At 63.9% G+C, this 14258-nt stretch carries 13 protein-coding genes; 4 read left to right on the top strand and 9 right to left on the bottom strand.

Going from position 1 to position 14258, the window contains the following annotated elements; genetic code table 11:
• Position 1: 1 nt before the first annotated feature.
• From DCG74_RS16215 to DCG74_RS16185, 7 genes are all read right to left on the bottom strand, one after another.
• Complete coding sequence (locus DCG74_RS16215) at positions 2-1219, bottom strand: NAD(P)/FAD-dependent oxidoreductase (RefSeq protein ID WP_172783964.1); 1218 nt, start codon at positions 1217-1219, stop codon at positions 2-4.
• A gap of 10 nt (positions 1220-1229) precedes the next feature.
• Complete coding sequence (locus DCG74_RS16210; RefSeq protein ID WP_172783963.1) at positions 1230-1658, bottom strand: globin family protein; 429 nt, start codon at positions 1656-1658, stop codon at positions 1230-1232.
• A 129-nt stretch (positions 1659-1787) separates the two neighbouring features.
• Positions 1788-3179: an MFS transporter gene (locus DCG74_RS16205; protein WP_172783962.1), complete on the bottom strand. Its 1392-nt coding sequence runs from the start codon at positions 3177-3179 to the stop codon at positions 1788-1790.
• A 340-nt stretch (positions 3180-3519) separates the two neighbouring features.
• Entirely contained in the window at positions 3520-4314 is a 795-nt protein-coding gene (locus DCG74_RS16200; RefSeq protein ID WP_172783961.1) for an ABC transporter ATP-binding protein, read from the bottom strand.
• A gap of 10 nt (positions 4315-4324) precedes the next feature.
• Positions 4325-5221 carry a nitrate ABC transporter permease gene (gene ntrB / locus DCG74_RS16195; protein ID WP_172783960.1) on the bottom strand — a complete coding sequence of 299 codons (897 nt, stop codon included), beginning with the start codon at positions 5219-5221 and terminating at the stop codon, positions 4325-4327.
• A 64-nt stretch (positions 5222-5285) separates the two neighbouring features.
• Positions 5286-6605, bottom strand: a complete 1320-nt coding sequence (locus DCG74_RS16190; RefSeq protein ID WP_172783959.1) for a CmpA/NrtA family ABC transporter substrate-binding protein — start codon at positions 6603-6605, stop codon at positions 5286-5288.
• A gap of 187 nt (positions 6606-6792) precedes the next feature.
• Complete coding sequence (locus DCG74_RS16185) at positions 6793-7119, bottom strand: hypothetical protein (RefSeq protein WP_172783958.1); 327 nt, start codon at positions 7117-7119, stop codon at positions 6793-6795.
• 166 nt (positions 7120-7285) lie between these two features.
• On the opposite strand from DCG74_RS16185, the gene DCG74_RS16180 reads away from it, so the two are divergent.
• Positions 7286-8125, top strand: coding sequence for a formate/nitrite transporter family protein (locus DCG74_RS16180; protein ID WP_172783957.1), 840 nt, complete (start codon positions 7286-7288; stop codon positions 8123-8125).
• 58 nt (positions 8126-8183) lie between these two features.
• Entirely contained in the window at positions 8184-9917 is a 1734-nt protein-coding gene (locus DCG74_RS16175) for a bifunctional protein-serine/threonine kinase/phosphatase (RefSeq protein WP_172783956.1), read from the top strand.
• A 91-nt stretch (positions 9918-10008) separates the two neighbouring features.
• Here the strand turns inward: DCG74_RS16175 and DCG74_RS16170 are convergent, their stop codons facing one another.
• Complete coding sequence (locus DCG74_RS16170) at positions 10009-10878, bottom strand: SDR family oxidoreductase (protein ID WP_172783955.1); 870 nt, start codon at positions 10876-10878, stop codon at positions 10009-10011.
• A gap of 102 nt (positions 10879-10980) precedes the next feature.
• Here DCG74_RS16170 and DCG74_RS16165 point away from each other — a divergent pair, with 102 nt between their 5' ends.
• Entirely contained in the window at positions 10981-11874 is an 894-nt protein-coding gene (locus DCG74_RS16165; RefSeq protein ID WP_172783954.1) for a LysR family transcriptional regulator, read from the top strand.
• 27 nt (positions 11875-11901) lie between these two features.
• Here DCG74_RS16165 and DCG74_RS16160 read toward each other — a convergent pair whose 3' ends face one another.
• Complete coding sequence (locus DCG74_RS16160) at positions 11902-12819, bottom strand: intradiol ring-cleavage dioxygenase (RefSeq protein WP_172783953.1); 918 nt, start codon at positions 12817-12819, stop codon at positions 11902-11904.
• A 160-nt stretch (positions 12820-12979) separates the two neighbouring features.
• Here DCG74_RS16160 and DCG74_RS16155 point away from each other — a divergent pair, with 160 nt between their 5' ends.
• Positions 12980-14254: a serine hydrolase gene (locus DCG74_RS16155; protein ID WP_172783952.1), complete on the top strand. Its 1275-nt coding sequence runs from the start codon at positions 12980-12982 to the stop codon at positions 14252-14254.
• Positions 14255-14258: the final 4 nt, after the last annotated feature.

The raw sequence follows: 14258 nt of genomic DNA, 5'->3' as shown, positions 1-14258 counted from the left end.
GTCACGCCGCTTTCGAAGGCTGCGCAAGCGCGCGGCCGAACATCATGTCGGTGCGGATCGCCGCGACCTTGTCGCGATTGCGGATCAGCTCGAGGTACCAGAGCGCGTCGATCGTATCGCCGATCAGAACCGCGCCGGTCAGCCGGCCGTCGGCGATGACGAGCTTCTTGTAAGTGCCGCGCCTGCGGTCCGACAGCACGAGGTTCTCGCTGCCGTCCCCGCCCATGAAGTCGCCGGCGGAGAACACGCTGACGCCGGAGACCTTCAGATTGGTCGAGACCACGCTGCCCTGATAGGCGGCTGGCCGGCCGGCCAGATGCCGCGCCAGCACGCGCGCCTGCTCATAGGCCGGCTCGACCAGGCCGTAGCAGGTGCCGCGATGCTCGGCGCATTCGCCGAGCGCAAAGATGTCGGACGAGGAGGTCTGCATCACGTCGTTGACGGCCACGCCGCGGTTGACCGCAATCCCCGCCTCTTTCGCCAGCGCGACGTTCGGCTTGATGCCGGCGGCGAAGATCACCGCATCGGCCTCGATGCGGCTGCCGTCGGCGAGCTCGACCGCCTGGACATGGCCGTCGCCGTGGATGCAGGCCGTCGCGGCATTGAGCATGACGCGAATGCCCTTGCGCTCGACCAGCGTCTTGAGCAGGTCGGCCGCGGGACCATCGAGCTGACGCTCCATCAGCCGGTCCATCAGGTGCAGCAGCGTCACGGGTGCACCGGCCTTGGCAAGACCGTAGGCAGCTTCCAGCCCGAGCAGGCCGCCGCCGACCACGACGACGCGCTTCCTGGCCGCGGCCAGCGTCAGCAGCAGGTCGACGTCGCGGGTGTCGCGAAACGTGTGCACGCCGGCGAGATCGGCGCCCGGCACGTTGAGCCGCAGCGGCGTCGATCCGGTGGCGAGCACGAGCTTGGAATATTCCATGCTCTCCTCGCCCGCGATCTTGAGCTCGCGGCGGCCGACATCGACCTCGGTGACGCGATAGCCGTAGCGCACCGTGACGCCGCGGTCTCGCCACCAATCGGCCGGCCGCAGCTCGATCTCGTGCGAGCCGGTCTCGCCCGCCAGCACGGACGACAGCAGCACGCGATTGTAGGCGAGCCGCGGCTCATCGCCGATGACGGCAACCGCGTAGCGGCCGAGCGCGGTCTTGGCGAGCTCGTCGACCAGACGCGCGGCCGCCATACCGTTACCGACGATGACCAGCGGTTCGCTCACAACGCATCTCCTATTCGGCGGCCTGCGCCTGCGCGCCGTAGGCCTCGGAAATCATGTAGCCGGACAGCACGCCGTAGGCGTCGGTCCAGGCTGCGGCGAGTTCGGGCGTCCAGGCTTCGCCAAGGCCCTTCTCGAGCGTCCACAGCAAGGTCGCGCCGACCACGGGGTAGTGCTCGGCCTTGGCGCCATAGTCGACGTGACGCTTGGCGAGCGCGGAGGCCGCGGGCAGAATCGACTCCAGGTTCGACAGGCCGCCGACCACGGCGGCGAGCATGCCCATCAGCTTCTTGCGCTGCTCGGTCATGTCCTCGGGAAACATCGCGCGTACGGACGGCGCCACCTCGAACAGGCGGTCGTAGAACAGCACCGCGGCGGCTTCCGAGATCGGGGCGACCTTGGCGAAGCTCTGCTGAATGAGGGTAATCTGCTCGGGCGTCATAATGTTCTCCAGTCTGTTTCGGTCTGCCTTCGTCCGCGCCATTGCGGAAAAAGTTCATGGATCAAACGTCATCAGAGAGACTTCTCCCCGCGTACGGGGAGAAGCGACATTCGTGCCAATTTGTCGTGCTCACACCCGTGCCTCGGCGAGGCTTGGCGCGCCTTCACCCTGCGGGCTGCGACGCAGGTAGAACCACCAGGTCAGAGCGAGGCAGGAGCCGTAGAAGCCGAGGTAGATCGCGAGCGCGAGCTGCGGCCCGCCGGTCATGGCGATCGACTTGCCGAAACCGCTCGGGATCAGATAGCCGCCGACGGCACCGACCGCGCCGATGAAGCCGACCGCCGCGCCGCTCTCGATACTCGCGGTCTTCAGGGCGGCGCTACGCGCCGCATCGCCCTTGCCGCGCACCTTGAACAGGTTCTCCTCGCGGAAGATCGAGGGGATCATGCGGTAGGTCGAGCCATTGCCGATGCCCGTCGTCACGAACAGGATCAGGAACATCGACAGGAAGCCGGCGAAGTCCTTGTGCCCGACGAAGTAGAGCGCGCCGACCGTGGCGCCCGCCATCAGGATGAAATTCCAGAACGTGATGATGGAGCCGCCGACCCGGTCTGCGAGCCAGCCGCCGAGCGGACGCGACAGCGAGCCGACCAGCGGGCCGAGGAAGGCGACCGAGATCGTCACGGTGGGGAATTGCGTCTTGAGCAGCAGCGGAAACGCCGCCGAATAACCGATGAAGGACCCGAACGTGCCGATATAGAGATACGCCATGATCCAGGTGTGCTTGCGCTTGACGATCGCGAGCTGGTTCTTCACCGATGATTTCGCCGTGGCGAGGTTGTTCATGAAGAACACTGCGCCGAACACCGCGATGCCGATCGGCAGCACCCACATCAGGCCGGCATTCTGCAGGAAGATGCCGTCAACGGGCGTTGCCTGGAACAGGTTGAAGACGGCGAGCGTCATCAGGATGGGGGTCAGGAGCTGCACGCTGGAGACGCCGATGTTGCCGCCGGCCGCGTTGAGGCCGAGCGCCCATCCCTTCATCCGGTCAGGAAAGAAGAAGGAGATGTTGGTCATGCTGGAGGCGAAATTGCCGCCGCCGAGACCCGCGGTCGATGCGACCAGCAGCATGAGCCAGAACGGCGTATCGGGCTGGCTGACGAAGTAGGCAAGCGACAAGGTCGGGATGAACAGGATCGCCGCGCTGAAGATGGTCCAGTTGCGGCCGCCGAACGTCGTCACCGCGAAAGTGTAGGGAAAGCGCATGAAGGCGCCGATCAGGCCCGGCACGGCGACGAGCTGGAACAGCTGGTCGGTGGTGTAGTGGAAGCCGGCCTGCGGCAGCTTGGTGGTGACGATGCTCCAGATCAGCCAGACCGAGAAGCCGATATGTTCGGCCACGATGGACCAGATCAGGTTTCGCCGCGCGATCGACTTGCCGGTCGCGTTCCAGAACGCCTCGTCCTCGGGGCGCCAATCTGAAATCCAGCTGGAGTTCAGGGTCGGATTCTTCGTCATTGAGTATCCCTTCCAGGCTCACCGCTGCGTCGTTGCAGGCTCTGCCTCCGGTCACGGAGGCGCGCTCCGAGGCTTCACCCCCGGTGGCGAGTTCACGATGCTGATTGATGATGTTGAGGGACGTCGTCGTTGGCGTCGCGCAAAGACGCTTCAATTTCCGTGCCAGTTGCGCGCACGCGGGAAACACAGGGATTTCAGGACGTTATTCGTATTGCCCGAATTGTTTGCAGGGCGTTTCCGCACGCTAAATTTGCGATTCGCTCAATCCCTGTGCGACGCACAGGGATTGAGCTTGATGTCGATTAATTAGGCGCGGGCATATCTCGTGTGAACCCGTGATTTACGCGGCCTCGACGAAGCGATGACGCTCGTAGAGGAATTCGAGCACGCGCTGGCGGCACTTCAGATAGGTGGCGTTGGTCGCGAGGTCGAGCCGCTTGCGCGGCCGCGCCAGCGGCACCTCCAGCACCTCGCCGATGCGCGCGCTCGGTCCGTTGGTCATCATCACGATGCGGTCGGACAGGAGCACGGCTTCGTCAACGTCGTGGGTGATCATCAGGATGGTGTTGCCGAGCTTCTGATGCAGCGCCATCACCGAGTCCTGCAGGTGAGCACGGGTCAGCGCGTCGAGCGCGCCGAACGGCTCGTCCAGCAGCAGCACCTTCGGCTCCATGGCCAGCGCCCGCGCGATGCCGACGCGCTGCTTCATGCCGCCGGAGATTTCCGAAGGACGCTTGTCCCTGGCATGGGCCATCTGCACGAGGTTGAGATTGTGCATCACCCAGGCGTCGCGCTCGGCACGGGACTTGGTCTTGGCGAAGACCTTGTCGACGCCGAGCCTGACGTTCTCGTAAACGGTCAGCCATGGCAGCAGGCTGTGGTTCTGGAACACCACGGCGCGATCGGGCCCCGGCGAGTTCACCTCGCGGTTCTCCAGCAGCACGCCACCCGTGGTGGCGCCGGTCAGCCCCGCGATGATGTTGAGCAGGGTCGACTTGCCGCAGCCGGAATGGCCGATGATCGAGACGTATTCGCCCTTCTCGATCGTCAGGTTGATGTCCTTCAGCACCTCCGTGGTGGCGGCGCCGCGGGTGAAGACCTTGTCGATGTGGTCGAGCTTCAGATAGGCGGTCATGTCCCTCTCCTCAGTTCTGCGCGGTACCGTGGGTGACGAACTTGCCAAGCCCCGCGATCAGGCGGTCCAGCACGAAGCCGATGATGCCGACATAGAACAGCGCCAGGATGATCTCGCTGATATGCGAGGAGTTCCAGGCGTCCCAGATGAAGAAGCCGATGCCGACGCCGCCGATCAGCATTTCGGCGGCGACGATCGCCAGCCACGACAGGCCGATGCCGATGCGCAGGCCCGTGAAGATGTAGGGCGCCGCCGCCGGGATCATGATCTTGGAGAAGAACTCGAGCGGATTGAGCTGCACCACCGCGGCGACGTTACGATAGTCCTGCGGGATGTTGCGGATGCCGACCGCGGTGTTGATGATGATCGGCCAGATCGAGGTGATGAAGATGACGAAGATCGCGCTAGGCTGGCCGTCGCGGAAGGCCGCGAGCGACAGCGGCAGCCAGGCCAGCGGCGGAATGGTGCGCAGCACCTGGAACAACGGATCGAGCCCGCGCATCGCCCAGACCGACTGCCCAACCAGCACGCCGAGCCCAATGCCGGCGATCGCCGACAGCGAGTAGCCGAAGGCGACGCGCTGGAGACTGGCGGACAGATGCCAGAACAGGCCCTTGTCGATGCCGCCATGGTCGAAGAACGGATCGAAGATCAGTTCCCTGGTGTCCGCAAACACTTTTGAGGGCGGCGGCAGCGCCGAGCCGGCCCTCCGGCAGACCAGCTCCCACACCAGCGTCAACAGCGCGATCACGACCAGCGGCGGGATCACGCGCACCGCCGTCTCGCGCGCCATCCGTGCGTAAGCCTCAGTGCGCGGCGGACGCTTCGGCGTCAGCGCGACGACCGGCGCAATTGTTGCGGCAGGCTTCGCGGTCTCAACCTCGATCTTCGTGGCAGTCATGTTCATCGCTATCTCTCTCCGGCGTGGCAAGGACGATGCGGCCGCCTCAAAAGGCGGCCGCAGGGCTCCGTCAGACTTCGACGCGCTTGATCGCGAGCGACTTCAGATAGGCGGCCGGATTTTCCGGATCGAACACCTTGCCGTCGAAGAAGGTCTCCTTGCCGCGCGAGGTAGAGGCCGGAATATCGGCGGCGGCGACGCCGAGCGTCTTGGCCGCGTCCTTCCAGAGATCCTCGCGGTTGACCTTGGCGATCAGTGCCTTGCTGTCGAAGTTCGGCTCGTACTTGCCCCAGCGGATGTCCTCGGTGAGGAACCAGAGATCGTGACTCTGGAACGGATAGGAGGCATGGTCCTTCCAGAAGCGCATCTGCTGCGGCGAGTTGTCGACCACTCGGCCGGTGCCGTAGTCGAACTTGCCCTTCATGCGATCGGTGATGTCTTCGACCGGGCAGTTGATCCACTGACGCTTGGCGCAGATCACCGCGGCTTCCTCACGGTTCTGGGCCTTCTCGGACCATTGCTGGGCTTCCATCACCGCCATCAGCAGCGCCTTCGCTGCCTTCGGGTACTTGTCCACCCATGCCGCGCGCATGCCGAACGACTTCTCCGGATGCTTGTCCCAGAGCTCGCCTGTGGTGATCGCGGTGTAGCCGATGTTCTGATGGATCAGCTGCAGATTCCAGGGCTCGCAAACGCAGAAGCAATCCATGGTGCCGACCTTCATGTTGGCGACCATCTGCGGCGGCGGCACCACGATGGTTTCGATATCCTTGTCCGGATCGATGCCGCCGGCGGCGAGCCAATAGCGGATCCAGAGATCATGCGTGCCGCCCGGGAAGGTCATCGCGGCCTTAACAGCCTTGCCGCCGGCCTTCTTCTTCTCCAGCGCCGCCTTGAAGGGCGCGGTGTCGATCCCGACCTTGAGATCCGCATATTCCTTGGCGACAGAGATGCACTGACCGTTCAGGTTCAACCGTGCCAGGATGTACATGGGCGTCGGCTGATTGTTCTGCGTCACCTTGCCCGCCGAGATCAGATACGGCATCGGGGTGAGGATATGTGCACCATCGATGCCGTTGCCCTCGGAGCCGAGCACGAGATTGTCACGGGTGGTGCCCCAGGACGCCTGCTTTTGCACCTCGACGTCGGGCATGCCGTATTTGGCAAAGATCCCCTTCTCCTTAGCGACGAAAAGAGGGGTCGCGTCGGTGAGCGCAATGAAGCCGAGCTTGGCGCCCTTGACCTCGGGGCCCGCGTCCTGAGCGAAGGCGCCGGCGGGGAAATTCAGTTTGGCGGCGGCAAGAAGGGCGGCGGTCGAGCCGGTGGCCTTCAACAATTGCCGGCGGCTGAGGCCGGTCGTTTCCGAGGGCCGGCGGATGCGCTTGGTCATAGGCAGTGTCGTCCTTTGGCGTCGTTGCGGAATGATTTGCGGCTGTGCGCGCGAGCTGCCCGTCCGTCCGGTTGCGCCGTCCTTGGCGCGTGCGAACGCATGACGGGGGGACCCCCGTCTGGTGGCGTCAGCAAAATCGGATGAGATGTCTCGCGGGACGGCTTCAATGGCGTCGGGCTGGTCGTATTCAAGCTTCATGCCAAGCTTGCCACCGCAAAAAGCGATGATTGTTCAAAGCATTATAACGATCGCGCCAAACTGTCGCAGGCCGGTTCCGCATGCGAAATTTGCGATTTGCACATTCCTTGTGCGACGCACAAAGCTTGTGCATCAGCTCAATCAGGAGGCCGCGAGGGCGGCAGAACGAGATCAGCCCGAGCGGGATTGCATTGAAATTGCTCTCTATTTCTGGCGCGCTGTAGCGGCACGCAACTTGCTTTGCAATTGCCGTCAACGACGACTGCGGCTTGGCCGCATTGATGCAGCCTCTGGCGGCTGCGTCCCGGAAGCTCACCTGCTTCGCGGTCTCCCGGCTTCAGAGTCCTCGTGACGCGATTCCCAAGGCTTCCAGACTTTCCATAGCCCCTCGTGCGCGGCAGGCAGCCCGCACGACCGATGATGTTCAGCCGCGCTCGCCTGGGGGCGTGTCGATCTCACTTACGAAGCAAAAGGAACCATTGATGTCGTATCTCGCGCCTTCGGAATTCGTCACCAAGATGGTGGATGCGGGCGAGTCCAAGATCTTCATGTCCACCCGCGATACCATCATCCGCGCCTACATGGCCGGAGCCATCCTGGCCCTCGCGGCTTGGTTCGCCGTCACGATCAACGTCAACACCGGCCAGCCGCTGGTCGGCGCGCTGTTGTTCCCCGTCGGCTTCGTCATGCTCTATCTCCTCGGCTTCGACCTGCTGACGGGCGTATTCGTGCTCTCGCCGCTCGCGCTGATCGACAAACGCCCGGGCGTCACGCTCAGTGGCGTGCTACGCAATTGGGGCCTCGTCTTCGTCGGCAATTTCGCCGGCGCCTTCACCGTGGCCTTCATGATGGCCTTCGTCACGACGTTCGGCTTCACGCAAGCCCCCGACAAGGTCGGCGCGGCCATCGGCAATATCGGCGAAGGCCGAACGCTGGGTTATGCCGCGCACGGCGCGGCCGGCATGGCGACGCTGTTCCTGCGCGGCATGCTCTGCAACTGGATGGTCTCGACCGGCGTCGTCGGCGCCATGATCTCGACCTCTGTCCCCGGCAAGGTCATCGCGATGTGGATGCCGATCCTGGTGTTCTTCTACATGGTGTTCGAGCATTCCGTCGTGAACATGTTCCTGTTCCCGTCGGGCCTGCTGCTCGGCGCGAAGTTCTCGATCATGGACTATCTGATCTGGAACGAGATCCCGACCGTGCTCGGAAACCTCGTCGGCGGCCTCGCCTTCACCGGCATGACCCTCTATGCCACCCACGTCATGACCCTGCCGAAGCGCCAGGCGGAGAAGGCTGCAAAGCCCCGCGTCGCGGCCTGATCAAACGTCTCGACAGAGGAGCCTCGCCCAATCAGGGTGAGGCTCCTCTTTGCCGGTGATGACGATGTCCCGCGGACTCCAGATCTCGGTCGGCCAGCACTCCGACAAGGGCCGCAAGCCCGTCAACCAGGACTTTCACGGGGTCCTCATTCCGGAGGAGCCGCTGCTCAGCCTGAAGGGCATCGCGGCCGTCCTCGCCGACGGCATCTCCTCGAGCACGGTGAGCCAGATCGCCAGCGAGTCGGCGGTCAAGAGCTTCCTGATGGACTATTACTGCACGTCGGAATCATGGACGGTGAAGACCTCCGCCCGCCGCGTGCTGGAGGCGACCAATTCCTGGCTGCATGCGCAGACGCGCAAGAGCCAATATGCCTATGACCGCGACAAGGGTTATGTCTGCACGCTCAGCGCCATGGTCATCAAGGCGGCGACCGCGCACATCTTCCATGTCGGCGACTGCCGCATCTACCGCCTCGCCGGCAAGGCGCTCGAGCAGCTGACCGACGATCACCGCATCATCGTATCGTCGGAGCAGACCTATCTCGGCCGCGCGCTCGGTATCAACCCGCAGCTCGAGATCGACTACCAGACGGTCGAGATCCAGGCCGGCGACACCTTCCTGCTGACGACGGACGGTGCCTACGAGTTCGTCGATGCGCGTTTCGTCACGAGTGCCATCAACGAGCACGCAGCCGAGCTCGACGGCGCGGCGAAGGCGATCGTGGAGGAAGCCTATCGGCGTGGCAGCGACGACAACATCACGGTCCAGATTCTGCGGATCGACGCGGTGCCGGAAGAAACCGGCGTTTTCGATCGGACCTCGATGCTGCCATTGCCGCCTCTTTTGGAGCCGCGCGCGATGTTCGACGGCTACCGGATCATCCGGGAGATCCATGGCAGCAGCCGCAGCCACATCTATCTCGCCGTCGATGCGGAAACCGAGGAAACGGTCGCGCTCAAGATTCCGTCGATCGACCTGCGCGACAACCAGGCCTATCTGAAGCGTTTCCTGATGGAAGAGTGGATCGCGCGGCGGATCGACAGTCCGTACGTGCTCAAGCCGCGATCGCGATCGACGCGGCGCAATTATCTCTACGTCGCGACCGAGTTCGTCGAGGGGCAGACGTTGCGGCAGTGGATGCTCGACAATCCGCGTCCCGATCTGGAGACGGTGCGCAGGATCATCGAGCAGATCGCCAGTGGGCTTCGCGCCTTCCACCGTATGGAGATGCTGCACCAGGACCTCCGGCCCGACAACGTCCTGATCGACAAGACCGGTACCGCCAAGATCATCGACTTCGGATCAGTGAGGGTCGCGGGCGTCGCCGAAGCCGCGCCGAGAGCGGCCGACGCAGAAATTCTCGGCACGGTTCAATATACGGCGCCGGAATATTTCCTTGGGCAGGGCGGCTCGCCCCGGTCCGACATGTTCTCGCTGGCCGCCATCTGCTACCAGATGCTGACCGGGCATCTGCCCTACGGCGCCCAGCTTGCGAAAATCCGCGGACGATCGGACGCGTGGAAATTGCGATATCGCCCCGCGATCGATGCCGAGCGCGGCATCCCGGGCTGGATCGACGGCGCACTCAGGAAAGCGCTGCATCCCGATCCCTACAAGCGCCACGAGGACATGTCCGAGTTCGTCTTCGAGCTCAGAAATCCCAATCCGGCCTATCTGAACACGCGCATCACGCCCCTCCTCGAGCGCAATCCGCTGATGTTCTGGAAGCTGACCTCGGCCGCGCTCGCCTGCGCTGTCGTCGTGCTGCTGGCGCTGCTGCACGCGCGCTGAGGCGTGGAGAGATCCGCGAACGTGCGAGCTGCGTCGTAATGGAATAGATCATGATGGAATTCCTTGATGTGATCGGGGAATGCCGCCGCCGTCAGGCGGAGGCCGTGATCTCGGAGACAAAGTCCTGGTAGGAGCGCAGTGGGCGACCCAGCATCTCGGTCAGACGCTCGACGTCGCCGGCATCGGGTATCATCCCCTCCGTGAGAAAGCGCTCGCTCATCAGGCGCATGTCGAAGGCCATCCAGCTCGGCATGAACTGCCTCAGATTCTTTTCGAAGCCAGCAGTGTCGTCGCCCGGGTAGACGATCGTGCGGCCCAGCGCCTCGGACCAGATGGCGGCGGCCTTCGCGCCGGTCAGCTGATCGCGACCGACGAGATTGAAGCGTGCGAGCGGAAGCGGCGTTGCAGCCCGCTCGCGCCGAACGAGCTCGATCGCGGCGATCTCGCCGATGTCGCGTGCGTCGATCATCGCGAGGCCCTTGCTGCCGATGGGCATCGGATAGATGCCATAACCGAGCACGACGTCCTTGATCGTGAGATCGTTGTTCATGAAGTAGGCCGGGCGCAGGATGGTGGCGTTGAAGCCCATCTGCTCGATCATGCGCTCGACACCGAACTTGCCGGCAAAGTGCGGCACGTTGACGTAGCGATCGCTGTGGATCACCGACAGGTAGACGACCCGCTCGACGCCGGCCTCCCGCGCGACGTTGAGCGCGACCAGCGCCTGGGTGAATTCATCCGCGACGACTCCGTTGAGCAGAAACAGGGTCGAGACTCCCGTGAAGGCGCCGCGTAGCGCGTCGACGTCGAGGAGGTCACCCTGCACGACGGTGACCTCTGCAGGCAGGTTCGCCTTCGCAGGATCGCGGACGAGCGCGCGCAGGTCGGCGCCGCGCTTGACGAGTTGTTCGACGACGTGGCGGCCAACGGTGCCGGTGGCGCCGGTAACGAGAATGGTCATGGGGGTCACTCCGGGTTGGGTTTGAAGACACCCCGAAACTAGTGATCCACAATCTGACTGATAGACGGTATATTTGGACAGACCGTCTCACTGGTGGAACACATGGATCTCCTAGCCCTCGCCGATTTCAATCTGGTCGCCCGGCATGGCGGGTTCGGACGCGCCGCGCGTGCTGCGGGTCGTCCGAAGGCTACCTTGTCCCGCCGGGTCGCGGAGCTCGAGGCGGCGCTCAACCTGCGCCTGTTCGAACGCGGCGCGCGCACCTTGAAACTCACCCAGGAAGGACGCGCGCTTTACGAGCGGACCGGGACGTTGCTGACCGAGCTCGACGAGACCGCCGCAGCGATCGCTTCGGGAGGCGACAGGCCGCGCGGCAAGTTGCGCATCAGCGCACCCTTGCTGTTCTCTCAGATCGCCATGGGGAAGCTGGCCGCCGCCTTCGCCCTGAAATATCCGGAGGTCCGCCTGGAAATAACGACGGAAGACCGGGCCGTCGACATGGTCGAGGAAGGTTATGACCTCGTCATTCGAGTCGGGCCCGATCCGGATGAGAGCCTCGTCGGTCGCATCTTCCTGCGCGACCGGCTGGTGGTCGTGGCGAACCCCCACCTGAAACGACCAAAGGACAAGCTCGCAGTACCCGCCGTCGTCCGCGGGACGGGTGACCGGAGTGCCGCCTGGAACGTGACGGGGGCGACTGGTCGATTGCGTTTTGCAGTCGATCCAGTGCTCAGCCTGGCATCCCTGATCATGGTCCGTGACGCGGTCAGGGCCGGCGTCGGTGCTGGATGCCTTCCCCTGTCCCTCGTCAGTCCCGATCTATCCGTTGGCACGTTGAGCCATTGGGGTGACATCGACGCTCCCGAGATCCAGCTGTGGGCGCTCTACCCGTCGCGGCGATTGCTGAGCGCACGTGTTTCCGCCTTCCTCGACTTCCTGAAGGAAGCCTTTCCGAAGGGCACGCCCGAGGAGCTTGCCGCCTTTCTCGAAAGATAGTCGCTGCGCGCGCCGATTTCCTGATCCTCACGCCGGCTCCGCCGTCTTCACCCCCAGCGGTTTCGGCGCCACGCCGCCGCCGGGCTTGAGGTGGAATTCGTAAGTCATCAGGTGCCACCGCCCGTTCGCCTTGGTGCCGTCGGGCATTGTGGGATCGTTGCGTGGCTCGACCTTGGCGACGAGATCGTCCTTCACGCCGAACACCACGTCGGAATCGAGATATTTGTCGCCGTCCATGAAGACGTGGGTGATCAGCGGCTCATAGCCCTTGGCATTGACCAGGAAGTGCACGTGCGCCGGGCGCATCGGGTGGCGGCCGGTCTGCACGATCATCTCGCCGACGGGACCATCGGTCGGAATCGGATAGCTGCACGGCAGGATGGTGCGGAAGAAGAAGCGGCCGTCGCTGTCGGTGATGAAACGCGCCCGCGCCGAGGCGCCGACCTCGTCATAGTTCGGCTTCTGGGAGTCGTAGAAGCCGTCGTCATCGGCGTGCCAGACGTCGACGGGAACGTTCGCAAGCGGCTTGCCCTGCAAATCCGTGACGCGGCTCTGCACGAACATCCGCTCGCCCGTCTGATTGTTCGGCGAGATGTCGGTGCCGTGCGCAGTCACCTTGTGCTCGCCGACATAGAACGGACCAAGCACCTTAGTCTGAGTGGCACCGTCGCGATCCCTGTGATTGACGGCGTCGACCAACATGGAGACGCCGAGCACGTCGGACAAGAGGATGAATTCCTGGCGGGTGTCGGTGCATTTCTGCCCGGTCCGGGTCAGGAAATCGATGGCGTATTCCCATTCCTCGAAGGTGAGACCGGTCTTGCTCACGTAATCGTGCAGCGACTTCACCAATTCCTGCAGCAGGAATTTCGCACGCGTATCGGGCGTCTGATCGAAGCTTTTGACGACGGCTTCGGTGAGGTCGGTCTCATTGAATTGCGTCATGGTGCGTTTGCCCTCGCGTTTTTATCGTTGGCCCGGGCGGGCTCCTTGCGTTCCGAGGCCGAGTCTACACCACGCGGCCCGGCCTCGTTAAGCGCAACCGACTTGGAATGCGGCCACCATTTCGGTATCAACTTTCCGACAAAACGCCCCGGAGGAACTGATGCTCGCCCCCACCCCTGCCTCGCCCGAATCCGTCGGCATGTCCAAGGCTGCGCTCGACCGCGTCGATGCGCATCTCAAGCGCCGGTACATCGATGCCGGACGCTTCCCGGGCACGCATCTTCTGGTCTACCGCCGCGGCAAGGTCGCGCACAGCTCGGTGCAGGGCTTTGCCGACGTCGAGCGCAAGGTGGCGGTGAAGGACGATACGATCTACCGCATCTATTCCATGACCAAGCCGCTCACCAGCGTCGCCTTCATGATGCTGGTCGAGGAAGGGCTCGTCGCGATCGACGAGCCCGTCGCCAAATACATTCCGGAGTGGAAGGATCTCGGCGTGTTCGTCGCCGGCACCTATCCGGCGTTCCTGACCCGGCCGCCCTCCCGGCCGATGCTGATCGTCGACCTCTTGCGCCACACGTCTGGACTGACCTACGGCTTCCAGCAGCGCTCCAACGTCGATGCCGCCTATCGCACCGAGAAGATCGGCGAGGTCGAGAAATCCGGCACGCTGCAGAGCATGATCGAGGGCCTGGCAAAGATCCCGCTGGAGTTCTCGCCGGGCGAGTCCTGGAACTATTCCGTCGCAACCGACGTGATCGGCTATCTCATCGGCAAGATCTCGGGCATGCCGTTCGAGCAGTTCCTCAAATCGCGCATCCTCGATCCGCTCGGCATGACCGACACCGACTTCCACGTGCCGGCATCGAAGGCGCATCGCTTCGCGGCCTGCTATTCGGCGGACCCGGGCGGCGGCACGGCCTTCCATGCCGGCCAGCGCCGCGAGGGGCTGACACTTCAGGACGATCCGACAACGAGCTCGTTCCTGTCGCCGCCCTCGTTCATCTCCGGTGGCGGCGGCCTGTGCTCGACGGTCGCCGACTATCTCACCTTCTGCCGCGCGCTGCTCAATGGCGGCGAGCTCGGTGGCGTCAGGCTGATCGGGCCGAAGACGCTGGCGCTGATGACGACCAACCACATTCCGGGTGGCCGAGCGCTGCCGGACGTCTCGCGCTCGCTGTTCTCCGAAGCGACTTACAACGGCATCGGCTTCGGTCTCGGCTTCGCCGTCACCATGCGCCCGGCGGAGACCCTGATCGCCGGCAGCCCCGGCGAATACAATTGGGGCGGCGCCGCCACGACCTCGTTCTGGATCGATCCCGCCGAGGAGCTGATCACGATCTTGATGACCCAGGTGCTGCCGTCGAGTGCTTACCCGCTCCGCCGCGAGCTGCGCAGCATGGTCTACGCCGCAATCACCGAGAGCAACCTGTAACCAA

The organism is Bradyrhizobium sp. WBAH42 (genome assembly GCF_024585265.1).
GTDB lineage: Bacteria > Pseudomonadota > Alphaproteobacteria > Rhizobiales > Xanthobacteraceae > Bradyrhizobium.
The sequence above is the reverse complement of the archived record's forward strand: the minus strand, read 5'-3'. Positions and strand labels throughout refer to the sequence as shown.